This window comes from Burkholderia sp. 22PA0099, from assembly GCF_047497165.1.
In the GTDB taxonomy this organism is placed as follows: domain Bacteria; phylum Pseudomonadota; class Gammaproteobacteria; order Burkholderiales; family Burkholderiaceae; genus Burkholderia.
The window spans coordinates 350,240-375,995 of record NZ_CP163165.1 but is presented as its reverse complement, the minus strand read 5'-3'; the positions used below and the strand labels follow the sequence as shown (position 1 = coordinate 375,995).

Sequence of the window (25,756 nt, the reverse complement as noted above, 5' to 3'; positions counted from 1 at the left end):
AGCGGATTTCTTGATCCGGATGAGCGCTTTGGCCCTGCCGGCTTCGCCCCGCAAGTTGTCAGTTAACTCGGCGAAGCCCGTATTATAGCGACTTTATTCATCAGTCACGCAAGAGCCCCGACGTGCCGGCCCTCACGATCCTTCAGAATTCCCATCCTTTCCCGCCTGCCGCGCAAGCGCATGGAGCATGCGCATGCTAGGGCGCCTCGCCACCCGGCTCGCACTGCTTGTGCTGAAGCTGTTCGCAGTACTGCCTTACGGCGTGACGGCGCGCTTCGGCGACGGCCTCGGCTGGCTGCTCTATCGCATTCCGAGCAGGCGAAAACGCATCGTACATACGAATTTGAAACTTTGCTTTCCTGAATGGAGCGACGCGCGGCGCGAGGAAATCGCCGGCAAGCATTTCCGTCATGCGATCCGCAGCTACGTCGAGCGCAGCGTGCAATGGTTCGGCTCCGAGAAGAAGCTCGCCAAGCTGATCGAGGTGGACAGCGCGATCGATCTGACCGATCCGGACATGCCGCCCACGCTGCTGCTCGGCTTTCATTTCGTCGGCATCGAGGCGGGCTCGGTCTGGATCAATCATGAGTTGCAACGTACCTGCGGTTCGTTGTACCAACCATTTTCCAACCCGGTGATCGAAGCCGAGGCCAAGCGCGCGCGCAGCCGCTTCGACGCCGAAATGGCCGGCCGCGCCGACAGCGCGCGCATCGTGCTGCGCTGGCTGCGCGACCGCAAGCCGGTCATGCTCGGCGCCGACATGGATTACGGCCTGCGCAACTCCACGTTCGTGCCGTTCTTCGGCATTCCCACCTGCACGCTGACCGCCGTCGGCCGCCTGGCCATGACGGGCCGCGCTCAACTGGTGCCGTTCATCGGCGAGGTGCTGCCGAACTACAAGGGCTACCGGCTGCGCGTATTCAAGCCGTGGGAGAACTACCCCACCGGCGACGACGATCTCGATGCGCGCCGCATGAACGCCTTCCTCGAAGAGCAGATCCTGCTGATGCCCGAGCAGTATTACTGGGTCCACAAGCGCTTCAAGACGCGCCCCGAAGGCCAGCCCGGCTTTTATTGAGCGACGCGCGCGGCGCACTCGTCGCGCAGGTAGCCGAGAAACGCCTGCTGCACCGCCGTGCCGAGCCAGTCGGCGCGCAGCGTATAGCCCACCACGCGCCGCGCCTCCGGGGCTTCCAGCTCCAGCGCGGCCATCTCGCTGCCCGGAAACGCCTCGTCGATCTGCGAGCGCGGCAGCAGCGTGATGCAATCGCTCTCCGCCAGCATCGCCACCATCATCGCCAGCGAGCTCGTCTCGACCACCAGCGGCGGCTTCACCGTCAGTTGCGCGAGCAGCGCATCGATCACGGTGCGGCGCGGCACGTTGCGCTGCGGCACCACCCACTCGTACGCCGCCAGGTCGCGCGTGGCCACCCGCTTGCGCAGCGCCAGCCGGTGGCCCTTGCGCACCGCGATCACGTACGGATCGGCGAACAGCTCGGTTTCGCCGAGCAGCCCCGTCACGCGCGGCTCGCGCAGCGCGCCGACGATCACGTCGAGCGCGCCGTTCTGCAATTCCCGCGACAGGCGCTCGTACGAGCCTTCGTCGACCGTCACGCGCGCCGCCGGATAGCGCGCACGCAAGCGCTGGATCGCCCGCGCGACGCGGCGCGGCGGCAACATCGGCAGCAGGCCGATCGCCAGCTTGCCGGTGAGCTGGCCGCGCGCGGCGGCCAGATCCTCGCGCGCCTGGGCGATCTCGACCAGCGCCACGCTGAGGCGGCGCGCGAATTCGATGCCGGCCGGATTCGCGGCCACGCTGTGCACGCGGCGCCGGTAGAGCGACACGCCGACCGTTTCCTCCAGTTGCCGCGCCGCGCGATGCACGGCCGGCTGAGAGATGCCGAGCCGCTGGGCCGCCTCGGCCGCCGAACCGGCTTCGGAAATCGCGATGTGGCAGCGCACCTGCGCGTCGGTCAGGTGGCGGCACAGGTTCGCCGCATGGGCCGCGCCAGCCGTGCCGGCCTTGCTCGCCGTGGCCTCACCCACCAGCGCCGCGATGCCGCCCTCGATCTGGTCGAGCATGCGCCGCACGCGCCGCTGCAGGATCGCGCCGTCAGCCGTCAGCTCGCTGCCGCCGAAACCGCGCACGAACAACTGGCCACCGAAACTGGCTTCCAGCTTGGCGATCGCCAGGCTGACGGCCGGCTGCGTGCGTCCGGCGCGCGCCGCGGCCTGGCCGATGCCGCCCGCCTCGCACACCGCGTCGAACAGGAACAGCCGCCGCAGTCGCGACAGGTCGTCGTCGTGCGGATCGTCTTCGCGAATCGCCATCCGTCCCCCTGGGTCATCTCTGTGGAAACCCCTAGCTTAACCAAAATTTATGTGCCAGGCCTCACTACATATTGCGGCCCGCGACGCCATCCGCCTTACAGTGGCAGCCATTCGTTCCACACCGATTTCAATCAGGAGACCGGACATGTCCGTCGTCATCGATACCCATACCCACGCCATTTCTCCGGATAATCAACGCTATCCGCTCGCGCCGGTCGGCGGCCATCAATCCGAGTGGTCGGCCAAGCGCCCGGTCACCTACGCCGGCCTGCTCGAATCGATGGATGCGGCCGGTATCGACCGCGCGGTCGTGGTGCAGGCATCGACGGTGTACGGCAACGACAATAGTTATGTGGTCGACGCGGTGCGTGCGCACCCGGACCGCTTCGCCGGCGTGTTCTCGATCGACGTGCTCGCGGCCGACGCCGTCTCGCAACTGCAGCGCTGGCTCGACGCCGGCCTGTCGGGCCTGCGCCTGTTCACCACCGGCAGCACCATGCCGGGCCAGGCCGGCTGGCTCGACGACGAGCGCTCGTTCCCGGTGTGGGATTACGCGCAGCGCCACGGCGTGTCGATCTGCCTGCAGATGACGGCGCAGGGCATTCCGGCGCTGCTGAACATGCTGGCGCGCTTCCCGGAGATCCGCGTGCTGCTCGATCACCTGGCGCGTCCGGACCTGGCCGGCGGCGCCCCGTACGAAGCGGCCGCGCCGCTGTTCAGCCTGGCCGAACATCGCGGCGTGTACCTGAAGCTGACCAACCGCACCATCGCCGAGGCCTCGCGCGGCGCATCGACGCCGGGCGAATTCTTCCCGCGCGTGCTCGACGCGTTCGGCGCCGACCGCATCGCCTGGGGCTCGAACTTCCCGGCCGCCGAGGGTTCGCTGCCGCAACTGCTGGCCGATGCGCGCGACAGCCTCGCGATGCTGCCCGCGCCGGCGCGCGAGGCGATCTTCGGCGGCACGGCGCTGACCGTCTACCCGGCGCTGTCGCGCTGAGCGCGAGCCCGAAACGCCTGCATTCCGGAATCCGACGATGACCCGCACCTCGCCCGCCCCGCGCCTGATCACCGCGCTGAAAACCTACCCGCACACGCAACCGCTGAAAACCGGTGCGTTGAGCGACCCGGCCGTCGACCTCGTGTTCGACGACGTCGAGCCGATCCACCGCGCGTTCGCGCCGATGGCGCGCCGCCAGGTCTACGACGTCAGCGAACTGGCGATCGCCACCTATTTGCAGGCGAAGGCCTACGGCAAGCCGCTGGTGCTGCTGCCGTTCGTGATCGCCGCGCGGTTCCAGCAAGGCTGCATCATCTACAACCGTCGCCACGGCGAACTCGACGTGAGCCGCCTGGCCGGCAAGAAGGTGGGCGTGCGCGCCTACACGCAGACCACCGGCATGTGGGTGCGGGCGATCCTCGCCAGCACCTACGGCGTGCCGCTCGAACAGATCGAATGGGTCACGTTCGAGGGCGCGCACCTGGAGGAATACCGCGAGCCGTCGTTCGTGCGCCGCGCTGCCGCCGACCAGAAGATGCTGGCGATGCTGCACGCGGGCGAGCTGGACGCGGCGATCTTCGGCAACGATCTGCCCGACGATCCCGATTTCGCGCCGCTGATCCCCGACGCCGCCGCCGCCGACCAGGCCTGGTACGCGCAGCACCGTTTCGTGCCGATCAACCATGTGGTGACGGTCACACAGGCCGCGGCCGAGGCGCATCCGGAGGCTATTCGCGCGGTGTATAAGCTGCTGTGCGAAGGCAAGGCGACCGCCGCCGCCGCGAATGGCGGCACCAGCGCCGGTAAGCCGGACAAGCTTCTGGCAGGCTACGAGGCGCTGCGCGGCCCGCTGCAGGAAACGATCGCGGCCTGCGAGGCGCAGCAGTTGCTGCCGCGCACGCTGAGCGTCGACGAGATCTTCGCCGACAGCTACGCGATCCTCGGCGACACGGCGCGCTGACCCGCGCCGCCCCGCTTCGTACCCGCATCGGTATCACGCTTTTCGCATGTCGAGCGAGCCCCAGTTCGCCGCCGCACCACCAGGAGACACCATGAGCTTGCCCGGCAAGTCCACCGCCACCGCGCCCCGCCGGCGCCGCCCGTTCTACCGCGACCTGTCGTTCCAGGTCATCGCCGGCATGGCGCTCGGCGTTGCCACGGGCTACGTGTTCCCGAAGTTCGGCATCAACCTGCAGCCGCTCGGCGACGCGTTCATCCGCGTGATCCAGATGCTGATCGGCCCGATCATCTTCTGCACGGTGTGCAGCGGCATTGCCGGCGTGAAGGATTTCGGCAAGGTCGGGCGGGTGGCGATCAAGGCGCTGTTCTATTTCGAGGTGGTCACGTCGCTCGCGCTGGTGCTCGGGCTGGTGGTGATCAACGTGCTGAAGCCGGGCGTGGGCATGAACGTGGATATCCACAGCGTGCATTCGTCGGCCGTGGACGCCTACGTGGCGAAGGCGCACCACGTCGTGACCACCAGCGAATTCCTGCTCAACGTGATCCCGCACACGGCGATCAGCGCGTTCGCCAACGGCGACGTGCTGCAGGTGCTGTTCTTCTCGGTGCTGTTCGCGTTCGGCCTGGCGGCGATCGGCGAGCGCGCCAAGCCCGCGCTCGACCTGATCGATTCGGCCGCCGGCTCGCTGTTCTGGATCATCGGCCTGACCATGAAGGTCGCGCCGCTCGCCGCGTTCGGTGCGATCGCATTCACCGTCAGCAAGTTCGGCTTCGGCACGCTGCTGTCGCTCGGCAAGCTGGTGCTGGAGTTCTACCTGACCTGCGCGCTGTTCCTGGTGCTGATCCTCTGGCCGATCGCGAAGCTGAACGGCTTCAGCCTGCTGCGCCTGATGCGCTACATCGGCGCGGAACTGCTGCTGGTGATCGGCACCAGCTCGTCGGAAACGGTGTTCCCGCAACTGATCGACAAGCTCGAACGGCTCGGCTGCGAAAAATCGGTCGTGGGCCTCGTGCTGCCGACCGCCTACACGTTCAACCACGACGGCACCTGCCTGTATTTCGCGGCCGCCGCCGTGTTTCTCGCGCAGGCCACCAACACGCCGATGAGCTGGCACGACCAACTCGTGCTGCTGCTGGTGCTGCTGCTGACCTCGAAGGGCGCGGCCGGTGTGTCCGGCGCCGCGATCGCGGTGCTCGCCGCCACGCTGGCCGCCTCGAACACGATTCCCGTCGAATCGATCGCGTTGATCCTCGGCATCCACAAGGCGATGTCGAGCGGTTTCGTGTTCACCAACATCGTCGGCAACAGCGTCGCGACGATCGTGGTGGCGAACTGGGAGAAAGCGCTCGACCGCACCGCGCTGCGGCGTGAACTGAAAGCCGGATTCCAGCCCGACGCCGCGCCGCTCGCGCGGCTCGACCGGGCCGAAGGCGGCCACGCCGGCCACTGACCTCGCACCAACCGGCGCCCAGGCGGGCGTCGGTGCAGCAAACGCAGCCCGATACGCTGCGAAATTAATTAGCCCTGCGAATAATAATGCGGTGTCGCGTCGCGGCGCACCGATGGGGCGTGACAACACGGAGACACACGGTGAAGACAAGGGTTTGGAGACACCTCGGGATGGGCCTGTCGGCCAGCACGGCGCTGACGGTGATGCTGCCGGCGCACGCGCAGTCGAGCGTGCAGCTGTACGGCACGGTGGATGGCGGGATTCGCTATCAGACCAACGCGGCGAAGGGCGGCGGCACGATCTACACGATGAATTCGAACGGCTATTTCAGTTCGAACAAGCTCGACTTCCGGGGCCGCGAGGATCTGGGCGGCGGCTGGGATGCGCACTTCCTGCTGGAAAGCGGCTTCAACGTCGGCAACGGCCAACTGGACAACACCACCAACACGCTGTTCCAGCGGCAATCGTTCGTCGGCCTGGGCAACAAGAAGTACGGTTCGCTCGATTTCGGCCGGCAATACACGATCGCGCACGACATCATCAGCTACTACGATCCGTTCCACTTCCACTTCACGCCGATCCTGCCGCTGACGCAGGCGTCCGACGGCACGCGCAACAACAACGACGTGAAGTACAAGAACCACTTCGGCAACGTGCTGTTCGAGGTGGACAACTCGTTCGGCGGCGTGGCCGGCAATTTCGCCAGCGGCGCGGCGCACGCGGTGGGCCTCACCTACACGCTCGGGCCGGCCTCGCTCGGCGGGGTGTACGGGCACCGCAGCGTGCTGTCGGGCACCAACTACGCGGGCGACACCTACTACATGGGCGGGGCCAGCTACCGGCTCGGGCCGGTCGAGCTGTCGGGCGGCTTCATGTCGGAGGATCTGCAAACGCAGGGCGCGCCGCACCAGGTGACCAACAACGCCTTCGGCGGCCTGTCGTGGAACATCAAATCGACGATGGTGCTCTACGGCGGCTATTACCAGACCACGGTGTCGACCGACAAGGCGAGCCGGCGCGGCCTGTCGATCGTCTCGCTGGCGTATCTGCTGTCCAAGCGCACCACGCTGTACGCGGAAGCCGACTACACCTCGTATCGCCATTCGGTGGTCAGCACGCTCAACCCGAACGGCGTGCCGAGCCAGACGGCCGTGACGATCGGCATCGACCATCTGTTCTGATGTAGCGCCAACGGGCGGGCACGGCCTTCATTGCGGATGGGGGGCGCGCTCGACCTTCGGCATGCCTTTGGCGCGCGCCTGCGCGAGGTCGTAGGCCCGTTGCTCGGCCAGCCAGAGGTCGGCGCGGCCGCCGCGCTCGACGCCGAGCCAGCCTTCGATGCGCAGGGCCATTTCGGGGGAAATCGCGGCGCGGGCGTTGAGCACGCGCGACAGCGCCGCGCGCGTCACGCCGAGTTGCGCCGCGGCTTCGGTGACGGACAGGCCCAGTGCGGGCAACACGTCGTCGCGCAAGGTTTCGCTGGGGTGAGGGGGGTTGAGCATGCGTGTCATTCGGGTACCGGTTCAGTGATAGTCGCGAGGTAAGAACGTCGGCCGATGCCACGATTGACATCCGGCGTCCAGAAGATCCTCGCCAAGAAAACAACGATTCTGCAAGCACCGCCATCTCATAACCCTGCGCGATAGTGTCTCGTTCGCTGGCCGTCCGGCCGGCTTGCCGATGAAATCCCCCGTCATTGATTCGCACCCCGAAGCCCGCTACCCCGCCCCCATTCCCGCCCGGCAGTCCATGTATCATTCACGGTCAGGCTGACGCAGCGCGCGCGGCGTACCCGGCGCAGCGCCTCCCCGGCGCGCCGCCCGGCTCGATCGCGCCCCGCCAGCCCCGTCCGACAGGCAACCCTGGAATACCGTGAAACTTCCGTTCACCAAGATGCAAGGCGCCGGCAACGACTTCGTCGTGCTCGACGGCACCGCCGGCGACCTCGGCCTCACGCCGGCGCGCGTGCGCGCGCTCGCCGACCGCCATTTCGGCATCGGCGCCGATCAACTGCTGCTGGTCGAGCGGCCGAGCCTCGATGGCGTCGATTTCAAGTACCGGATCTTCAATTGCGACGGCGGCGAGGTCGAGCATTGCGGCAACGGCGCACGCTGCTTCCTCAAGTTCGTGCGCGACAAGGGCCTGACCGACAAGCGCACGGTGCGCGTGCAGGTGCAGCACGGCGTGATCACGCTGACCATGCAGGAGAACGGCGAGGTGGTGGTCGACATGGGCACGCCCGTGTTCGAGCCGGCCCGCGTGCCGTTCGACGCGGCCGGGCTGGACGCCCGCCGCGAGGGCGCGGACACGCTCTACCCGCTCGACGTGAACGGCGCGACGCGCTGGATCTCCACGGTGTCGATGGGCAATCCGCACGCGGTGCAACTGGTGGACGATGTCGAAGCGTTCCCCGTGCTGGTCGACGGCCCCGCGATCGAGCGCCACGCGCGCTTCCCGCAGCGCGTGAACGCCGGCTTCATGCAGATCGTCTCGCGCAGCGAAGTGAAGCTGCGCGTGTTCGAGCGCGGCGCGGGCGAAACGCTCGCCTGCGGCACCGGCGCCTGCGCGGCCGTCGCGGCCGGCATCCGGCGCGGCGTGCTCGATTCGCCGGTTGCCGTCCACACGCACGGCGGCACCCTGACGATCCGTTGGGACGGCGCCCGCGACGACACCGCCCCGTTGACGATGGCCGGCCCCGCCGTGACCGTCTTCGACGGCGCGATCGAACTGGCCGTCTGAGCCCGCCCACCCGGCCCACCGCCCCGATCCCCCCGCTCCCGAACCCCAGCGCACCGGAACCGAACGCTTTATGAACGAACGCGACGTCGCCGACTATCTGCTCGCCAACCCCGAATTCTTCGCCCGGCACGCCGAACTGCTGGCGACGGTCAAGCTCGCGAGCCCGCACGGTCGAGCCGCGATCTCCCTGCAGGAACGGCAGATGGAGATGCTGCGCGACAAGAACAAGCTGCTCGACCGGCGCCTGGCCGAACTGCTGCGCTACGGCCACGAGAACGACGGCCTGGCCGCGAAGTTCGACCGCTGGAACGCCCGCGTGATCGCCGAGCGCGACCCGCACGCGCTGCCGCGCGCGATCGCCGGCGGCCTGGCCGAGGTGTTCGACGTGCCGCAAACGGCGCTGCGGATCTGGGATGTCGCCGACGCCTATTCGCAGGCCGAATTCGCGCGCCACGTCGGCGAGGAAGTGCGCCTGTTCGCCAACAGCCTGACCACGCCGTATTGCGGCGCCAACACCGGCTTCGAGGCCGCGCAGTGGCTCGCGCCTGTCGAGGCTTCGGCCGAGAGCGGGGAAAGCACCGCTGCCGCCTCGGGCTCGCCCGAATCGATCGCGCTGGTGCCGCTGCGCCCGCCCGGCGCCGACCACGACGCCAACGCGTTCGGCCTGCTGGTGCTCGGCTCGCCCGACACGCGCCGCTTCCACGACGGCATGGGCACCGATTTCCTGGCCCGCATCGGCTCGCTCGCCAGCGCCGCGCTCACGCGCCTGCTGCCGCACTGAGCGGCATCGCCATGACCGACGATCCGATCGCCGCCTACCTGTCGTACCTGCAGCACATCAGGCAGTTGTCGGAGCACACGCTGCGCGGCTACGCGCACGAACTCGACGCGCTCGTCGCGTTCGCGAACGGCCGGCCGCTCGCGAGCCTGGGCGCCGCCGACATGCGCGGCGCCGTGGCGCGCGCCCATGCGGGCGGCCTGTCGGCGCGCTCGATCGCGCACCGGCTGTCGGCCTGGCGCGCGTTCTATCGCTGGTATGCGTTGCGCGTCGAGATGCCGGCCAACCCGGTCGCCACGGTGCGCGCGCCGAAACGCCCGAAGACCTTGCCGAAGGCGCTGTCGGTGGACGACGCCGCCGCGCTGATGGAATCGCCGTTCCCCAACACGCCCGAAGGCGTGCGCGACCGCGCGATCGTCGAGCTGTTCTACTCGTCGGGGCTGCGGCTCGCCGAGCTGGTCGGCCTCGACGTGCATTACGCCCAGGGCGGCGGCTACCGGTCGGCCGGCTGGCTCGACCGCGCCGAGGCCGAAGTCACCGTGCTCGGCAAGGGCGGCAAGGAGCGCAAGGTGCCGGTCGGCCGCAAGGCGCTCGACGCGCTCGACGCCTGGCTCGCGCTGCGCGACGGCTGGGTGCGCGCCGATCCGCACCCGCTGTTCCTGTCGGTGCGCGGCAACCGGATGGCGCCCGGCGTGGTGCGTGACCGCGTCAAGCGCGCCGCGCTCACCGCCGGCATTCCGGCCAACGTCCATCCGCACGTGCTGCGCCATTCGTTCGCCACTCACGTGCTGCAATCGAGCGGCGACCTGCGCGCGGTGCAGGAGTTGCTGGGCCACGCCAGCATTTCGGCCACCCAGGTCTATACCTCGCTCGACTTCCAGCATCTGGCGCGGATCTACGACAGCGCCCACCCGCGCGCGAAGAAGCGCGACTGACGCCGCCGGCGGCCGGCGCGGGCCGAGTCCGGCGCACCGGCCGTGCGCCGGTTTTGCGCGGGTTCGGCACCCGTTCCTGCGCCCGTCGCCCACCCGTTTTGCACTGTTTTGCGCCCCGCGCCCGTGTTTTCACCTGCTTGACCGCCGCGCCCCGCGCGGCCCGAATCGATACCGACATGCAAACCGTTACGCTCAAACCGTCGAAAGACAAATCCCTGCTGCGCCGCCATCCGTGGGTCTATGCCAACGCGATCGACCGCGTGGACGGCAAGGCGCCCGCGCCCGGCGCGACCGTCATCGTGCGCTCGCACGACGGCCGCTTTCTCGCGCGCGGCGCCTACAGCCCGCATTCGCAGATTCGCGTGCGCGTCTGGAGCTTCGACGAAGCCGAGCCGATCGACCACGCGTTCTTCAAGCGCCGCGTCCAGCGCGCCGTGGCACACCGCCAGACGATGGTGACCGGCACCGACGCGGTGCGCCTGGTGTTCGGCGAGGCCGACGGCCTGCCCGGCCTGGTGGTCGACTATTACGTGGACGACGGCCTGCCGCACGCGCTGCCGCTCGGCCAGTCGCCCGACGCCACGGCGCCGGCCACCGAGCGCCGCGGCCAGTTGGTCTGCCAGTTCATGGCGGCCGGCGTCGAGGCATGGAAGGAGGCGATCGTCGCCGCGCTGACGGCCGCCACCGGCTGCCCGAACGTCTATGAGCGTTCGGATGTGTCGATTCGTCAGAAGGAAGGGCTGGAGCAGATCACCGGCGTGCTGGCCGGCGACGCGCCGCCGCCCACGCTGATCGCGCGCGAGAACGGCGTGCGGTATCACGTCGACGTGCCGAACGGCCACAAGACCGGCTTCTACGTCGATCAGCGCGACAACCGCGCGCTGGTCGGCCAGCTGTCGCGCGAGCGCGACGTGCTGAACTGCTTCTGCTACACCGGCGGTTTCTCGCTCGCGGCGCTGGCCGGCGGCGCCAGCCGCGTGGTGTCGATCGATTCGTCGGGCGACGCGCTGGCGCTGGCGCAGCGCAACGTCACCGCCAACGGCCTCGACCCGGCGCGCGCCACCTGGCTCGACGCCGACGCGTTCAAGACGCTGCGCCGCCTGGCCGACGAAGGCGAGCGCTTCGACGTGGTGGTGCTCGATCCGCCGAAGTTCGCGCCGGCGCGCGAGCACGTGGACCGCGCCGCGCGCGCCTACAAGGACATCAACCTGAGCGGCTTCCGGCTGCTGCGTCCGGGCGGCCTGCTGTTCACCTATTCGTGCTCGGGCGCGATCGACATGGATCTGTTCCAGAAGATCGTGGCTGGCGCGGCCGCGGACGCGCGCGTCGATGCGCGCATCCTCAAGCGGCTCGGCGCGGGCGTCGATCACCCGCTGCTGACGGCGTTCCCGGAAGGCGAATACCTGAAGGGCCTGCTGTTGCAAATCGCCTGAGCGCCCCGATCTGCGGAATCCGCCGCGCGTATATGGCCGAACGGTCGAGGCGCGCGGTCTTGACAACTATGTTTCAATTAGTGGTTATGCAGGCGCGGCGGCAAGCCGGCGCCGCAATGGCATTGCGCCGGGGCCGTCCCGGCTTTGACCCCGTTTCCCAAACAAGGCGATCGACATGGCCACTCCCGTCACCATCCTTACCGGCTTCCTCGGCAGCGGCAAGACCACGCTGCTCAAGCGCATCCTGAACGAACAGCACGGCATGAAGATCGCCGTGATCGAGAACGAGTTCGGCGAAGAGAACATCGACAACGAAATCCTCGTGCAGGACAGCAACGAGCAGATCATCCAGATGAGCAATGGCTGCATCTGCTGCACGATTCGCGGCGATCTGGCGCGCGCGCTCGGCGATCTGGCCGCCCGCAAGCGCGAAGGCAAGCTCGATTTCGACCGCGTCGTGATCGAAACCACCGGCCTGGCCAACCCCGGCCCGGTCGCGCAAACCTTCTTCATCGACAGCGAGATCGCCGACGATTTCCTGCTCGACGCGATCATCACGCTGGTCGATGCCAAGCACGCCAATGCGCAGCTCGACGAGCACGAAGTGGTGCAGCGCCAGGTGGGCTTCGCCGATCGCCTGTTCGTCACCAAGGCCGATCTGGTCGACGAGGCCACGCTCGCCGGCCTCAAGCACCGCCTGATGCACATGAACCCGCGCGCGGCGATCCGCCAGGTGAACTTCGGCGAAGCCGACATCAAGGAAATCTTCGATCTGCGCGGCTTCAACCTGAACGCCAAGCTCGAGATCGATCCGGATTTCCTGGTGGAAGACGATCACGCGCATCACGATCATGACCACGGTCACGACCATGGCCACGATCACGCGAACTGCGATCATGACCACGGCCATTGCGATCACGATCACGGCCACGCTCATCAGAACCACCATCACGCGCACCACGACGACAAGATCAAGTCGTTCGTCTACCGCAACGATCGCCCGTTCGATCCGAACAAGCTGGAGGATTTCCTCGGTGGCATCCTGCAGATCTACGGCGAGCGCCTGCTGCGCTACAAGGGCGTGCTGTACATGAAGGGCGTGGATCGCAAGGTGGTGTTCCAGGGTGTGCACCAGATGATGGGCAGCGATCTGGCCGCGAAATGGCTGCCGGTCGACAAGAAGACCAGCAAGATGGTGTTCATCGGCATCGACCTGCCGCAAGACCTGATCACCGACGGCCTCGACGCCTGCCTCGCATAACGCAGGAGCACCCGGCCGGCCCCCTCGCGGCGCCGGCCGGCGCAGTTGAATTCCCGCCGTAGCCCACCCGCCCCCTTCCGCGTTCCACCGCTGCCGCCTGGCCATTGCCGGCCGCCTTTCCCTCGCCTTTCAACGCGCCCGAACGTTCGCGTCATTGTCGTTTTTACAGGGCAGGCACATGATTTGATCGCGTCATCGCTTTTTCGCGTTCCGCAGGTTATATTTTTGGGATATCCGGGCGGCGCGACCGCGGAATCCCCCCTATGCGGAACTGCGGAGCGATTCAGTTACAATACGTGCCCACTGGACGTGGCAGCATCAGGCCCGGTTCTTGCATGACTTATCGGGCAACACCGGCATCGCCACCGCCGGCCGGCCTCGAGCGGGCAGCGGAACACGCGACGCAGCAAGCGGGCCGGCACCAGGAGGTACCTGAGCGAACCGGTACCGGAGGCTTTCGGCCCCGACACGGCAAATGATTGGCAAACCATGACAACGGCCGTTGCGGGTAATCCCAAAGTGCGGGCAATCTCTCTCGATTTGCCGCACATTGAAGAAGCAAGCAGATGACGAACAAACTCTTGACCGAAGCCGAAATCCTGAAGATGAGCGACAAGGATTACATGAATGCCGATCAGCTCGCATTCTTCAAAAATCGGCTCGAACAGTTGCAGGCGGACATTCTCCGCAATGCAGGCCAGACGACCGAGAATCTGCGCGAAACGGTGATCGTTCCCGATCCCGCCGACCGCGCGACGATCGAGGAAGAACACGCGCTCGAACTGCGCACGCGCGATCGCGAGCGCAAGCTGCTGAAGAAGGTGCAGCAGTCGCTGGCCCGCGTGGATTCCGGCGATTACGGCTGGTGCGAGGAAACCGGCGAGCCGATCGGCATCCCGCGCCTGATCGCCCGCCCGACCGCCACGCTCTCGCTCGAAGCGCAAGAGCGCCGCGAGCTGCGCCAGAAGCTGTTCGGCGACTGATCCCGCCCGGCGCGGCGGCTCCCCGCGCCCACTCACGCTGCTTCGAAACAGCGCGCGGCTTGCCGCGCGCTTTTTGTTTTGGTGCGCCCGCCACGCCTCGCGGCATGCTCCCGTGCGCCCGCTTCGCCGAATTCCACTCTTGATATCGCCGCGCGTGCCCTAACATGGTCTGAATACGCGCGGCGCGCCCGACGGCTGCGCCGCGTGTCGCCAGGGCGGCGGTGCGCCTGCACCTCCGCGTCCTCCCCGGATTCTCTGAAGGAACGCAGATGGAGCAATATCACGGCACGACGATCGTTTCCGTGCGGCGCGGCGAGCAGGTCGCGCTCGGCGGCGACGGCCAGGTCACGCTCGGCAACATCGTCATGAAGGGCGGCGCGCGCAAGGTGCGCCGCATCTACAACAATCAGGTGCTGGTCGGTTTCGCCGGCGGCACCGCCGATGCGTTCTCGCTCCTCGACCGTTTCGAAGCCAAGCTCGAAAAGCACCAGGGCAACCTGACGCGCGCCGCCGTCGAACTCGCCAAGGATTGGCGCACCGACCGCATGCTGCGCCGCCTGGAAGCCATGCTGATCGCGGCCGACAAGACCACCACGCTCGTCATCACCGGCAACGGCGACGTGCTCGACCCCGAAGGCGGGATCTGCGCGATCGGCTCGGGCGGCTCCTACGCCCAGGCCGCGGCGCGCGCGCTGGCCGAGAACACCGAGCTGTCGCCGGGCGAGATCGTCAAGAAGGCGCTGACGATCGCCGGCGACATGTGCATCTACACGAACCACAGCCACATCATCGAAACGATCGAGTAAGGACGCCGACATGAGCACCATGACCCCTGCCGAGATCGTCTCGGAACTCGACAAGCACATCATCGGGCAGAACAAGGCGAAGAAGGCCGTGGCCGTCGCGCTGCGCAACCGCTGGCGCCGCCAGCAGGTGGCCGAGCCGCTGCGCCAGGAAATCACGCCGAAGAACATCCTGATGATCGGGCCGACGGGCGTCGGCAAGACCGAAATCGCGCGCCGTCTGGCCAAGCTGGCCGATGCGCCGTTCATCAAGATCGAGGCGACCAAGTTCACCGAGGTCGGCTACGTGGGCCGCGACGTGGACAGCATCGTGCGCGACCTGATCGAAATCGCCATCAAGCAGACGCGCGAAACCGAAATGCGCAAGGTGCGCTCGAAGGCGCAGGATCTGGCCGAGGATCGCATCCTCGACATCCTGCTGCCGCAACCGCGCGCGGTCGGCTTCGGCTCGAACGGCGACACCGCCAACGACGACAACAACGTCACGCGCCAGACCTTCCGCAAGCGCCTGCGCGAAGGCGCGCTCGACGACAAGGAAGTCGAGCTCGACATCGAGCAGCCGCAGGCCGGCATGGACATCATGGCGCCGCCGGGCATGGAAGAGATGACCGAGCAGATCCGCTCGATGTTCTCGAACATCGGCGGCGGCAAGAAAACGCGCCGCAAGGTCAAGATCAAGGAAGCGCTGAAGCTGCTGACCGACGAGGAAGCCGGCAAGCTGCTCAACGATGAGGAAGTGAAGACCCGGGCCGTGCAGAACGTGGAGCAGAACGGCATCGTGTTCCTCGACGAGATCGACAAGATCGCATCGCGCAACAACGAAGGCGGTGGCGGCGGCGAAGTGTCGCGCCAGGGCGTGCAGCGCGATCTGCTGCCGCTGGTCGAAGGCACCACGGTCAACACCAAGTACGGCATGATCAAGACCGATCACGTGCTGTTCATCGCAAGCGGCGCATTCCACCTGTCGAAGCCGAGCGATCTGATCCCCGAGCTGCAAGGGCGTTTCCCGATCCGCGTCGAACTCGACTCGCTGTCGGTGGAAGATTTCGAATCGATCCTGGTGGCCACCGACGCCAGCCTCGTCAAGCAATACCAGGCGCTGCTCGCCACCGAGGACGTCACGCTCGAATTCGCCGACGACGGCATCCGCCGCCTCGCCGAGATCGCCTACTCGGTCAACGAGAAAACCGAAAACATCGGCGCGCGGCGCCTCTATACGGTGATCGAGAAGCTGCTGGAAGACGTGTCGTTCGCGGCAGGCAATCACGCGGGCGAAGCGCTGACGGTGGATGCGGCCTATGTCGACCGCGCGCTCGGCGAAGTGTCGCGGGATGAGGATCTGTCGCGCTACGTGCTGTAAGCGTCGCGCCGGCCAGGCAAAACGGGCGGCCCGCACAAGCGGGCCGCCCGTTTCGTTTTGGCGCGCCGAGCCGGCGCGCCGACGGTGATGGTTATTGCCGCACCGGCCGCTTGGCCAGCTTGCGTTGCAGCGTGCGACGGTGCATGTTCAGCGCGCGCGCCGTGGCGGAAATGTTGTTGCCGTTCTCGGCCAGCACGCGCTGGATGTGCTCCCATTCGAGGCGGTCGACCGACAGCACGACCGGGTTCTCGAGCGCGTCCTCGGCCTGCACTTCGGTGGCGTTGGTCTGCAACGCGGCGAGGATCGATTCGACGTTGGCGGGCTTCGACAGATAGTTGTCCGCGCCGTCCTTCACGGCCTGCACGGCCGTGGCGATGCTGGCATAGCCGGTCAGCACCAGGATGCGCGCATCGGGCTGCAGGTCGCAGAGCGGCGCGATCAGCGACAGCCCCGAATCCTCGCCGAGATGCAGGTCGACCGTGATGAACTCGAATTTCGACGCACTCGCGAGCTTCAGTGCCGCATCGCGAGAATGCGCCTGCTGCACCTGATAGCCGCGCCGTTCGAGCCCTCGGGCCAGCGTGCCGGCAAAAACTTCGTTGTCGTCAATGACCAGAAAATGGTTGTCGCTCATCGTTGTTCTCCTTTGTGTCAGCGATAGGTTATGAGGCCGGCACGGGTTCCACCGGCGAAACGGCACCGCGCAGCGCGGGCAGCCGCAGCAGCGCGCGCGTGCCGCGCGGTGCTGCGTCGAGCAATTCGATCGTGCCGCCCAGGCGCGCGGCGGCGCTGAACGCCAGATACAGGCCGACGCCGTTGCCGCCCTGGGTGCTGTCCACCGGCGCCGTGCCGAGCGATTCCCGCAGGGACGGCGGGATGCCCGGGCCGTTGTCGACCACCTCGAACACGATGGTGTCGCGATCGGACTGGCGCGTGAGCCTTGCCTGCAGCGTCACGCGGTCGCGGCTCGCGCGGGCCGCGTTGTCGAGCAGGATGGTGAGAATCTGGCCGATCGCCACCGTATCCTCCAGCTCGGCGCCGGCCGGCCTCTCGCCGACCTGCTCGAACTGGACATGCGGATGGCGCAGCCGCCAGTGACGGCCGAACGTGTCGAGCCAGTTGGCCACGTTCTCGCGCGTGGCCGGCCCCGAGGCACGGCTGCGCAGCCGCGCCAGCGCCGACGTGCACTGCGTCATCTGCTCTTCCAGCACCTTGAGGTCGGCGTCGTACGGCGCGAGCCGGGCATCGGTGCGCGCCGCGTCGCGCAATTCCTCGGTCAGCATCGCGATGGTGGACAGCGGCGTGCCCATTTCGTGGGCCACGGTGGCCGCCTGCACACCAAGCGCGACGGCCCGCTCGTCGCGCAGCAGCCGCTGCTGCGCCTCGCCGAGCGCCGCATCGCGTTGACGCAGCGCGTTCGACATGCGCGCCACGAACCAGGCGATCAGGCCGACCGACACGAGGAAGTTCACGCCCTGCCCAGCGCGGTAGTAATCGAACAGGTTGGCCGGATTGTCGAGATTGAGCGGCACCGAATTGAAGCCGAGCGCGAAATAGCAGGCCACCGAGAACGCCGCCAGCCAGACCATCAGGTGCCAAGGCAGCACGGCGGCGGCGATCGCCAGCGAGGGCAGGTACAGCGAGACGAATGGATTGGTGGTGCCGCCCGACAGGAACAGCAGCGCCGTGAGCGCGCCGATGTCCACCCACAGCTGGCCCATCAGTTCAAAATTGGTTTCGGGGCGGGCACGCAGCACGCGCAGCCAGGTCAGCGCGTTGAACATGACCTCGAGCGCGATCACGCTCAGCATGGCCGGCAGCGGCAGGTTCGCGCCGAAAAAGGCCTGCGCCACGGCGACCGTGACGAGCTGGCCGACGATGGCCAGCGTGCGCAGCCAGAACAGGTTGCCGAGATTGACGCGGCCAGTGGTGGTGATTCGTTGCATGATCGGCGCAGTTTACTCCGTCGCGTCGCTATGGCCCTTCCAGCCGGGGCCGCACGGGGCGGCCGCCACCTGCCTGGCGAGCGCGCCCGCCAGGCATTCGGGGCACAGGCACCGGCCGGCCGGGGCCGCGAGCGGCGGCAGCGCCGCGCACCAGCAGGCGAACGGCTCGGCCTCGGCGGCCCCGCTCGCCGCAGCCGCACCGCAATCGAACGCGGCGGTGCACTGTGGGCAGCGGCGCGAGGCGGGTACGGCGGTTGCGAAGCGTGGCATGGTGGCGTGAGCGGCTCCGGAAAGGAATCCGTCAAGCATAGCGCGGGCGGGCGAGATTGCCTCGGCGGATCGCCTTCGATTGCGCCCTTTTGTCGCAGAAAAATCACGCAAAACCCGAGTCGCAGCAGGCTTTGGCCAAATGGCCAAAATGGCCAAAAACCGCATGCTGCACTGCGCCAGTTGTGTACAATTCGCCGTGTTTCGCCCGTCCCGTTTCAGTATCAACCGCCCCGAACACGAGTCTGAGCCATGTCCGATCCTCTCGACCTCTCGCAGATCGCTCCTACGCTGAAAGCCGAAATCCTCGCGCAGGCGCTGCCGTATATTCGCCGATATCACGGCAAGACCGTGGTGATCAAGTACGGCGGCAACGCAATGACGGAAGAGCGCCTGAAGCAGGGCTTCGCGCGCGACGTGATTCTGCTGAAGCTGGTCGGCATCAATCCGGTGATCGTCCACGGCGGCGGCCCGCAAATCGACACGGCGCTCAAGAAGATCGGCAAGCAGGGCACGTTCATCCAGGGCATGCGCGTCACCGACGAAGAAACCATGGAAGTGGTCGAGTGGGTGCTGGGCGGCGAAGTCCAGCAGGACATCGTCACGCTGATCAATCATTTCGGCGGCCACGCGGTGGGCCTGACGGGCAAGGACGGCGGCCTGATCCACGCGCGCAAGCTGATGATGCCGGATCGCGACAACCCCGGTCAGTACATCGATATCGGCCAGGTGGGCGAGGTCGAGGCGATCAACCCGGCCGTGGTGAAGGCGCTGCAGGACGACGCGTTCATCCCGGTCATCTCGCCGATCGGCTTCGGCGAGGACGGCCTGTCGTACAACATCAACGCCGACCTCGTGGCCGGCAAGCTGGCCACGGTGCTGAACGCCGAGAAGCTCGTCATGATGACGAACATCCCGGGCGTGATGGACAAGGAAGGCAACCTGCTGACCGACCTGTCGGCGCGTGAAATCGACGCGCTGTTCGAGGACGGCACGATCTCGGGCGGCATGCTGCCGAAGATCTCGTCGGCGCTCGACGCCGCCAAGAGCGGCGTGAAGTCGGTGCACATCGTCGACGGCCGCATCGAGCACTCGGTGCTGCTAGAAATCCTGACCGAACAGCCGTTCGGCACGATGATCCGCTCGCATTGAGCGGCCGTCTGCCCGCCGGCCGGGCCAACCCGCCGGGGCCGGCGGAAGTCCTCGCGGTGGCCTCCCTCGCGCCGGCCCGGCCACGCCGGGCACGCCGCACCCGCCCGCTCGCCGGGCGGCCGGTCTGGCTGTTCGATCTCGACAACACGCTCCACCACGCCTCGCACGCGATCTTCCCGGCCATCAACGCCGCGATGACGCAGTACATCATCGACAGCCTCCAGGTCGACCGCGCCCAGGCCGATCATCTGCGCACCGCGTACACGAAACGCTACGGCGCAGCGCTGCTGGGGCTGGCGCGCCATCATCCGATCGATCCGAACGATTTCCTCAAGGTGGTGCACACCTTCGCGGATCTGCCGTCGATGCTGCGCGCCGAGCGCGGGCTGGCTCGCCGGATCGCCGCCCTGCCGGGCCGCAAGATCGTGCTGACCAACGCGCCGGAACGCTACGCGCGCGCGGTGCTGGCCGAACTCGGCATCGAGCGGCTGTTCGAGCGCGTGATCGCGATCGAGCACATGCGCGGCCGCCGCGCCTGGCGCGCGAAGCCCGATGCGTCGATGCTGCGCGAGGCGATGCGCGACGCGCACGCTTCGCTGGCCGACGCGATCCTCGTCGAAGATACGCGCAGCCACCTGAAGCGCTACAAGCGGCTCGGCATCCGCACCATCTGGATCACCGGGCACCTGCCCGAGCATCTGCCCCGAGTCGGCAAGCCGCACTATGTCGATCGTCGTATTGCTTCGCTACAATCGCTGCGACTGAGCACACGATCGGGGCGACAAAAATGCAACCGACTGACCCGCGCGACGCGGCCGTAAACCGCGACGAGACCACCGCCGCCAGCGCCCCGCCCACCGGGAGCGCAGGCGAACGCAGCCGCACGCGCCCGAAGCCCGGCGAACGCCGCGTGCTGATCCTGCAGATGCTGGCCGCCATGCTGGAAGCGCCCAAGCGCGAAAAAATCACCACTGCCGCCCTGGCCGCGCGGCTCGATATCTCCGAAGCCGCGCTGTACCGCCATTTCGCCAGCAAGGCGCAAATGTTCGAAGGCCTGATCGAATTCATCGAGAGCACGCTCTTCGGCCTGATCAACCAGATCGTCGAGAAGGAGCCGGACGGCGTGTTGCAGGCGCGCGCGATCGCGCTGATGCTGCTCGGTTTCGCGGCGAAGAATCGAGGCATGACGCGCGTACTGACGGGCGAGGCGCTGGTCGGCGAGCACGAGCGGCTGGCCGAGCGCATCGAGCGGATGATCGAGCGCGTCGAGGCCTCGGTGCGGCAATGCCTGCGCATCGCGCTGCTCGAATCGAACACGCGCGACGGCGATGCGCCGGGCACCCCCGCCAGCGCGCCGCTGCCGGCCGGGTATGACCCGGCCACGCGCGCGAGCCTGCTGATCTCGTACGTGCTGGGCCGCTGGCATCGCTACGCGGGCAGTGGCTTTGCGACGGCGCCGGAAGAGCGTGCCGACGAACAACTTCAACTGATTCTGCGGTAACGCACGCGTCAATGACACGGCCCGGTCTTCGCATTCGCGAAGACCGGGCCGTGTCCACCGTGCGGCGCGTCGGGCTGGTTATGCCATGAGCGTGGTTTGCATCGCGTTCTGCACCATCAGTTCGATATCCTGCGCGGCGTGGTGGCCGGTGTAGCCAACACCGTCAAGCACCGGCCGCCCTTCGTCGCTTCCCGGCGCGAGTTCCGGCATGCCGGGCACCCGTGCGCCGCCATTCGATCGAAACAGATCCTGATGGCCCGCGCCGAGCACGTCCGCCAACCACAGCTTCGGTGTGCTGCTGCCGATCCCGTGGTCGACACGGGAATGCCCGTCGCTTGTGTCGTGATCCATCCCGTCGAACAACCCGGCAATCGATCGCGTCGAGGCCGCCGGGCGGCTGATGGTGCCGCCATAATCGACCGTGAACTCGGGTGACGTCGAAGTCAGGCCGCTGGCATCCTTCACGCTCGCCGCCAGCGTGTGCGTAGCGGCCTGCATGTCCTCGGGCAGCGGCAGCGACCATCGGCCGTGCGTGCCCGACATGACCGTCCCGATCGAGATATCGCCGTCGTGGACGCTCACCTGCGCCGGCGCGTCCGCGTGTCCCGACACGCTCGAAAATGCGTTCGGCGCGACTGACGATCCGCCGCTCACCGCGACACCATCGCGCACGAACAGCTCGGCCTTCAACGCATCGTTCCGGTAGACGACATACTGCTCGCCGCCGATCGCGACATTGCCCGCGCCGGCCCAACCGCCGGCCGCCAGATCGGGAATGCCGGCCAGTTCAACCCGATCGCCCGCGTTGCCATCCACCCGCACCTGCGAGTAGCCGTCCTGGCGGAAGACGTCCGGATGACCGAGATTCAGCACATCGGCCACCGACATGCGCAACGTGTTGTCGCCCGAGCCGGTGATGTCGATCACCTCGATACCGCTGATCCTGTCGGCCGCGCCGCTGTTCAGCGCGGTGATGTCGAGCACTTGATTCGCACCCGTCAATTGCAGGGTGTCGGTGCCCGCACCGCCATGCGCACCCGCGCCGGCGCCCGAAAAATAGCCGACGTTGGCGACGGTGAATACCGTGCCCCCGCTGCTGCCGTAGTACGCCATCTCACCAGTGAGCGCTTGCTCGGCCGGCACATCGACGGTCACGGGGCGATCCTCCGTACCACCAGGGCCGGTAAAGACGATGTCGTCCATCCAGCACATGACGTCGGGATTGTTTCGCCATTGCTGGTCGATTATGACGCGCACGAATTCCTGGCCGACATCGATATCGATCCTCTGATGCAGGCCGCCTGCAGCCGTATACGCAGGGGACGTGAAAATCAGCTTGCCATTCTCGTCAAAGAAATACAGCTTGACGGACTCTTTCGTCGTCACGTCGCCCAGGTCGAACGACATGCGCGTGGCAGACACCCCTCCATGCAGGTCCAGCCGCATCCCGCTGTTGAACACCAGTACGCGCGAGGATGGACGATCGGTAAGAGAGGTATGCGGCACATAGAGTTCGGAACCCGCCAACAAGCCCTCCGTCCAATAATGGAAATCATTGCAGCGCAGGCTCGTCACGTCGAAATAGCGCGTTGACACGCTCGTCAAATGATCGTCAAACATCACGGGTTTCTGGAACGAGTCGAAACTCTCGGACACGCTGTTTTCCGTCATGACGCGCTCGACACCGTGATATGACGAGATATTGCCGGCCGTATCGACCAGCGCCGCCAAAACCTGCTTCGCGTCCTGTACCGGCGCAGAGAACCGCGCAAAACCCATGGCGATCTCCCGCGGGCTCAACACATATTCGGAAAGACTGCCGTCGATCATCAGCGACAGCTTGCAGTCCGGGGCGGCCTGCTCCGAATGGAATCTCACCGTCACCAGCCCGGCGTTGGCATCGAACGTCACATCGATCGGCATCATCACCGAAGTCTTCAGCGTGACCACAGTGCTGTAGTCCTCGTCGCCATGCTTGCCTGCGGTGTCCACCACGCGCGTCTGGATCGCCCAATTGCCATTGTGTGCGTTCGGATCGACCGCAATCCACTTGCCGTTCGACTTCATCAGCGCGTCCTGCCATGTGCGCCCTCTATCGGTCGAGATTTGTACCCGGTCGTTCGCGCCGAGCACACCCTCGATGTGCCCCTCGATGAGACGGCCCGCCGTGCCGTCGTTGGTCAGCCAATCGCTGTGAGACACCCCGCTGTCGCGCCCCGCGTCGTCCACGATCGCGTGCGCGGTCGGCACACTGGGGACGATGTAGTCGAAGTTCGGCGACGCCGGGCTCAGGTTGCCCGCAGGGTCCCTGGCCGTGGCCGTCAACGTGTGATTGCCGACCGACATGCCAGGCGGCAGCGGGAACGTCCATTGGCTGTCGGCACCGGTCGTCGCGTTGCCGAGGAAGGTGTTGCCGTCATATATGCCGACCGTCGAATTCGGCTCCGCATGGCCCGACAGTATGGCGGGCGGGCCGGACGACACCTGATCGATGATCGGCGGCAAGGGCGGCGTCACGTCGACTTCGATGATGTACGCCTCCGACGGCGCGCTCTGCCCGTCCGCATTGCTCGCTCGAACCGACAGACGGGCCAGGCCGTCCGGCAGCGGCTCCGGCAATCGATACGTCCACGTTCCGCTCGGGCCGACCTTGACGGTGCCCACTTCGGTGTTGTTGACGCGGACATGGATGATCGAGTCGACGTCGCCGTGCCCGCTCAACACCGGGCGCGGGTCGTTGGTCAGCCCGGCCTGGCCGATCGGGCCGGTATGCGGCTCGACGTTGTCGGTCACGGTGTCGATGGTCGGGCGCGACGGGAGGCCGTCTTGCTCCGATCCGCCAGGAATCTCGGGCACCGACGGGGCATCAGGCACGGGTGCTGGCGCATCGACGTCAAACGCGAAGTCGGCTGACTTCAGCGCCAGCCCGCTGGCATCCATCACGCTCGCCGTCAACGTATGCGACCCTGCCTGCATACCGCTCAGCGGCAGCGACCACCTGCCGTCCGTGCCCACCGTGACCGTTCCGATCCAGGCATTGCCGTCGTAGATCGTCACCTGCGCCTGCGCGCCCGCGTGTCCCGACACGCATGGCGATCCGTTCAGCACGATCGAGTCGATGACCGGTGCGACGACCAACAATTCAGCGTTCACCGCGACGCCATCGTGCACGAACAGCTCGGCCTTCAGCGCGTCGTTCCGATAGACGACATACTGCGCGCCACCGATCATGAAAGTGCCTGTACTGGCCCAACCGCCAGCCGCCAGACCGCTCATCCCGGACAGCTCCAACCGGTCGCCCGCATTGCCCGTCACCCGCATCTGCGAATAGCCATCCTGGCGGAAAGCGTTCGGGTGGCCGAGATTCAGCACGTCGCCCAGCGACATGCGCAACGTGTTGTTGCCCGAGCCGGTGATGTCGATCACCTCGATACCACTGAGCTTGTCGGTCGCGCCACTGTTCAGCGCCGTAACGTCGAGCACCTGATTCGCGCCCGTCAACTTCAGCGTGTCGATGCCCGCACCGCCATGCGCCCCCGCGCGAACGCTCGAAAAATAGCCGACATCGGCCACGGTGAACACCGTGTCACCGCTTGCGCCGTAGCGCGCGATCGTACCGGTGAGCGCTTGCTCGGTCGGTGCATCGAGGGTCGCGCCATGATCGTCCCTGTACGACGAGATATTGCCGGCCGTATCGACCAGGGCCGCTGAAACCTGCCTCGCGCCCATGACGGGCGCATCGAACCTCGCCAAACCCGTGGCGAGCGCCGTCGCGCTCAACGCATGTTCATACATGCGGCCGTCGATGATCAGCAACAGCTTGTAGCCCGGCGCGACCTGCCCCGGGGAGAATTTCACGGTCATCATGCCGCCGTTGCCATCGAACGACACGTCGGTCAGCATCGCCGTCGAGGTCTTCAGCACGACCGCCGTGCTGTCCCCGCTCCGGGTGCCTGCGCCATTCATCACGCGCGTCTGGATCGTCCAGTCGCCGGTGTGGGCATTCGGATCGATCGCCACCCATTTGCCGTTCGACTGCATCAACGCGTCTTGCCACGTACGCCCGCCGTCGGTCGAGGTTTGCACCCGGTCGCCCGCGCCGAGCGCCCCCTCGATGTGACCGCTGATCAGCCGGCCCGCCGTGCCGTCGTTGGTCAGCCAATCGTTGTGAGATACCCCGCTGTCGCGTCCCGCTTTGTCCACCACCGCGTGGGCGGTCCCGGGGATGCCGGGCGATCCGTGATCGATGATCGGCGTCGTCGCGGCCGCCTCGACTTCGATGATGTACGCCTTCGACGGCATGCTCAGGCCGGCCGAATTGCCTGCCTGCACCGACAGACGGCACAAGCCGTCCGACAGCGGCTGCGGCAATTGATACGTCCACGTTCCGTCCGAGCCGACTTGGGCGGTGCCGACCTCGCGCCCTTCGGCACGGATGTGGATGGTCGAGCCGACGTCGCCGTGTCCGCTCAACACCGGGCGCGGGTCGCTGGTCAGCCCGGACTGGCCGATCGCGCCGGTACGCGCCCCGACGTTGCCGATCACGGTGTCGATGGTCGGGCGGGACGGTCGCTTGACTGCAGATTGATTTGCCATGATCCAAAACCTCCCTGAAACAGATTTCAATGAAGCTCCGGGGCACATGCCGAATCGCGCAGCAACACGTTGACGGCGCAAATCGAGGCGGAACGGCTCGACGAGCCCGGGGTCGCAGTTGGGAGATAACCCTCACGCATAGCGGCCATGCGTACCGACGGTGCGTGCGCCGAACCCCGAGATGAGTTCGGCACACGTAAGGGGTTTGCAATGTACAGCGTGCGACACCTGTGCCTGGGCCAAACACGGCCGCTGCTTGACCT

19 protein-coding genes and 3 pseudogenes are annotated in these 25,756 nt (G+C 66.9%); 16 read left to right on the top strand and 6 right to left on the bottom strand.

What is annotated here, in order from left to right; translation table 11 throughout:
• Window positions 1–88: 88 nt before the first annotated feature.
• A pseudogene (locus AB4851_RS16885) lies at window positions 89–1,078 on the top strand (lipid A biosynthesis lauroyl acyltransferase); the annotation flags it as partial.
• On the opposite strand, the gene AB4851_RS16880 reads toward AB4851_RS16885, so the two are convergent.
• Window positions 1,072–2,331 (bottom strand): LysR family transcriptional regulator, encoded by a 1,260-nt coding sequence (locus tag AB4851_RS16880; RefSeq protein ID WP_414450750.1) that lies wholly within the window; start codon window positions 2,329–2,331, stop codon window positions 1,072–1,074. The pseudogene AB4851_RS16885 and the gene AB4851_RS16880 sit on opposite strands and share 7 nt — an antisense overlap.
• Before the next feature lie 217 nt (window positions 2,332–2,548).
• Between AB4851_RS16880 and AB4851_RS16875 the strand changes: the two are divergent.
• The 4 genes and pseudogenes from AB4851_RS16875 to AB4851_RS16860 all read left to right on the top strand — a co-directional run.
• Window positions 2,549–3,328, top strand: a pseudogene (locus AB4851_RS16875) (amidohydrolase family protein); the annotation flags it as partial.
• 37 nt (window positions 3,329–3,365) lie between these two features.
• A complete protein-coding gene (locus AB4851_RS16870) occupies window positions 3,366–4,289 on the top strand; it encodes a hypothetical protein (protein WP_414450749.1) in 924 nt (307 codons plus the stop codon).
• A 91-nt stretch (window positions 4,290–4,380) separates the two neighbouring features.
• Window positions 4,381–5,739 carry a C4-dicarboxylate transporter DctA gene (gene dctA, locus AB4851_RS16865; protein WP_414450748.1) on the top strand — a complete coding sequence of 453 codons (1,359 nt, stop codon included), beginning with the start codon at window positions 4,381–4,383 and terminating at the stop codon, window positions 5,737–5,739.
• 140 nt (window positions 5,740–5,879) lie between these two features.
• A complete protein-coding gene (locus AB4851_RS16860; protein WP_414450747.1) occupies window positions 5,880–6,920 on the top strand; it encodes a porin in 1,041 nt (346 codons plus the stop codon).
• Window positions 6,921–6,947: 27 nt separating this feature from the next.
• Here AB4851_RS16860 and AB4851_RS16855 read toward each other — a convergent pair whose 3' ends face one another.
• Complete coding sequence (locus AB4851_RS16855) at window positions 6,948–7,250, bottom strand: HigA family addiction module antitoxin (protein WP_414450746.1); 303 nt, start codon at window positions 7,248–7,250, stop codon at window positions 6,948–6,950.
• A gap of 361 nt (window positions 7,251–7,611) precedes the next feature.
• Between AB4851_RS16855 and dapF the strand changes: the two genes are divergently transcribed.
• The 8 genes and pseudogenes from dapF to hslU all read left to right on the top strand — a co-directional run bounded on the left by dapF (window position 7,612) and on the right by hslU (window position 16,031).
• On the top strand, window positions 7,612–8,478 hold the full coding sequence (gene dapF, locus AB4851_RS16850) for a diaminopimelate epimerase (RefSeq protein WP_414450745.1): 867 nt from the start codon (window positions 7,612–7,614) through the stop codon (window positions 8,476–8,478).
• A 70-nt stretch (window positions 8,479–8,548) separates the two neighbouring features.
• A complete protein-coding gene (locus AB4851_RS16845) occupies window positions 8,549–9,259 on the top strand; it encodes a DUF484 family protein (protein ID WP_414450744.1) in 711 nt (236 codons plus the stop codon).
• 11 nt (window positions 9,260–9,270) lie between these two features.
• On the top strand, window positions 9,271–10,191 hold the full coding sequence (xerC, locus tag AB4851_RS16840; protein ID WP_414450743.1) for a tyrosine recombinase XerC: 921 nt from the start codon (window positions 9,271–9,273) through the stop codon (window positions 10,189–10,191).
• 176 nt (window positions 10,192–10,367) lie between these two features.
• Window positions 10,368–11,624, top strand: coding sequence for a class I SAM-dependent rRNA methyltransferase (locus AB4851_RS16835; RefSeq protein ID WP_414450742.1), 1,257 nt, complete (start codon window positions 10,368–10,370; stop codon window positions 11,622–11,624).
• Window positions 11,625–11,787: 163 nt separating this feature from the next.
• Window positions 11,788–12,885, top strand: a pseudogene (locus tag AB4851_RS16830) (CobW family GTP-binding protein); the annotation flags it as partial.
• A gap of 566 nt (window positions 12,886–13,451) precedes the next feature.
• Window positions 13,452–13,868, top strand: a complete 417-nt coding sequence (dksA, locus tag AB4851_RS16825; RefSeq protein WP_414443404.1) for an RNA polymerase-binding protein DksA — start codon at window positions 13,452–13,454, stop codon at window positions 13,866–13,868.
• 269 nt (window positions 13,869–14,137) lie between these two features.
• The gene (gene hslV / locus AB4851_RS16820; RefSeq protein WP_414450741.1) at window positions 14,138–14,674 is read left to right on the top strand and encodes an ATP-dependent protease subunit HslV; all 537 of its coding nucleotides are present in this window, start codon (window positions 14,138–14,140) and stop codon (window positions 14,672–14,674) included.
• A gap of 10 nt (window positions 14,675–14,684) precedes the next feature.
• On the top strand, window positions 14,685–16,031 hold the full coding sequence (hslU, locus tag AB4851_RS16815) for an ATP-dependent protease ATPase subunit HslU (RefSeq protein ID WP_414450740.1): 1,347 nt from the start codon (window positions 14,685–14,687) through the stop codon (window positions 16,029–16,031).
• A 91-nt stretch (window positions 16,032–16,122) separates the two neighbouring features.
• Here the strand turns inward: hslU and AB4851_RS16810 are convergent, their stop codons facing one another.
• Genes AB4851_RS16810 through AB4851_RS16800 form a run of 3 tightly spaced genes read right to left on the bottom strand, consistent with a single transcriptional unit; the run spans window position 16,123 to window position 18,247 of the window.
• Window positions 16,123–16,665, bottom strand: coding sequence for a response regulator transcription factor (locus AB4851_RS16810; protein ID WP_414450739.1), 543 nt, complete (start codon window positions 16,663–16,665; stop codon window positions 16,123–16,125).
• 28 nt (window positions 16,666–16,693) lie between these two features.
• The gene (locus tag AB4851_RS16805) at window positions 16,694–17,977 is read right to left on the bottom strand and encodes an ATP-binding protein (RefSeq protein WP_414450738.1); all 1,284 of its coding nucleotides are present in this window, start codon (window positions 17,975–17,977) and stop codon (window positions 16,694–16,696) included.
• Window positions 17,978–17,989: 12 nt separating this feature from the next.
• Window positions 17,990–18,247 (bottom strand): hypothetical protein, encoded by a 258-nt coding sequence (locus AB4851_RS16800; RefSeq protein WP_414450737.1) that lies wholly within the window; start codon window positions 18,245–18,247, stop codon window positions 17,990–17,992.
• 249 nt (window positions 18,248–18,496) lie between these two features.
• Here AB4851_RS16800 and argB point away from each other — a divergent pair, with 249 nt between their 5' ends.
• The 3 genes from argB to slmA are packed head-to-tail and all read left to right on the top strand — an operon-like array spanning window position 18,497 to window position 20,897.
• Window positions 18,497–19,396, top strand: coding sequence for an acetylglutamate kinase (gene argB, locus AB4851_RS16795; RefSeq protein ID WP_414443409.1), 900 nt, complete (start codon window positions 18,497–18,499; stop codon window positions 19,394–19,396).
• Window positions 19,397–19,404: 8 nt separating this feature from the next.
• The gene (locus tag AB4851_RS16790; RefSeq protein ID WP_414451876.1) at window positions 19,405–20,217 is read left to right on the top strand and encodes a pyrimidine 5'-nucleotidase; all 813 of its coding nucleotides are present in this window, start codon (window positions 19,405–19,407) and stop codon (window positions 20,215–20,217) included.
• Complete coding sequence (slmA, locus tag AB4851_RS16785) at window positions 20,184–20,897, top strand: nucleoid occlusion factor SlmA (protein WP_414450736.1); 714 nt, start codon at window positions 20,184–20,186, stop codon at window positions 20,895–20,897. The genes AB4851_RS16790 and slmA overlap by 34 nt, the downstream gene beginning before the upstream one ends.
• A gap of 78 nt (window positions 20,898–20,975) precedes the next feature.
• Here slmA and AB4851_RS16780 read toward each other — a convergent pair whose 3' ends face one another.
• On the bottom strand, window positions 20,976–25,493 hold the full coding sequence (locus tag AB4851_RS16780; RefSeq protein WP_414450735.1) for an Ig-like domain-containing protein: 4,518 nt from the start codon (window positions 25,491–25,493) through the stop codon (window positions 20,976–20,978).
• Window positions 25,494–25,756 lie beyond the last annotated feature (263 nt).

Coding starts and splice junctions, on each gene's coding strand:
- AB4851_RS16880 (WP_414450750.1), bottom strand. CDS start 2,331: ATGGCGATTCGCGAAGACGATCCGCACGACGACGACCTGTCGCGACTG.
- AB4851_RS16870 (WP_414450749.1), top strand. CDS start 3,366: ATGACCCGCACCTCGCCCGCCCCGCGCCTGATCACCGCGCTGAAAACC.
- dctA (WP_414450748.1), top strand. CDS start 4,381: ATGAGCTTGCCCGGCAAGTCCACCGCCACCGCGCCCCGCCGGCGCCGC.
- AB4851_RS16855 (WP_414450746.1), bottom strand. CDS start 7,250: ATGACACGCATGCTCAACCCCCCTCACCCCAGCGAAACCTTGCGCGAC.
- AB4851_RS16845 (WP_414450744.1), top strand. CDS start 8,549: ATGAACGAACGCGACGTCGCCGACTATCTGCTCGCCAACCCCGAATTC.
- xerC (WP_414450743.1), top strand. CDS start 9,271: ATGACCGACGATCCGATCGCCGCCTACCTGTCGTACCTGCAGCACATC.
- AB4851_RS16835 (WP_414450742.1), top strand. CDS start 10,368: ATGCAAACCGTTACGCTCAAACCGTCGAAAGACAAATCCCTGCTGCGC.
- dksA (WP_414443404.1), top strand. CDS start 13,452: ATGACGAACAAACTCTTGACCGAAGCCGAAATCCTGAAGATGAGCGAC.
- hslV (WP_414450741.1), top strand. CDS start 14,138: ATGGAGCAATATCACGGCACGACGATCGTTTCCGTGCGGCGCGGCGAG.
- hslU (WP_414450740.1), top strand. CDS start 14,685: ATGAGCACCATGACCCCTGCCGAGATCGTCTCGGAACTCGACAAGCAC.
- AB4851_RS16810 (WP_414450739.1), bottom strand. CDS start 16,665: ATGAGCGACAACCATTTTCTGGTCATTGACGACAACGAAGTTTTTGCC.
- AB4851_RS16805 (WP_414450738.1), bottom strand. CDS start 17,977: ATGCAACGAATCACCACCACTGGCCGCGTCAATCTCGGCAACCTGTTC.
- AB4851_RS16800 (WP_414450737.1), bottom strand. CDS start 18,247: ATGCCACGCTTCGCAACCGCCGTACCCGCCTCGCGCCGCTGCCCACAG.
- argB (WP_414443409.1), top strand. CDS start 18,497: ATGTCCGATCCTCTCGACCTCTCGCAGATCGCTCCTACGCTGAAAGCC.
- slmA (WP_414450736.1), top strand. CDS start 20,184: ATGCAACCGACTGACCCGCGCGACGCGGCCGTAAACCGCGACGAGACC.
- AB4851_RS16780 (WP_414450735.1), bottom strand. CDS start 25,493: ATGGCAAATCAATCTGCAGTCAAGCGACCGTCCCGCCCGACCATCGAC.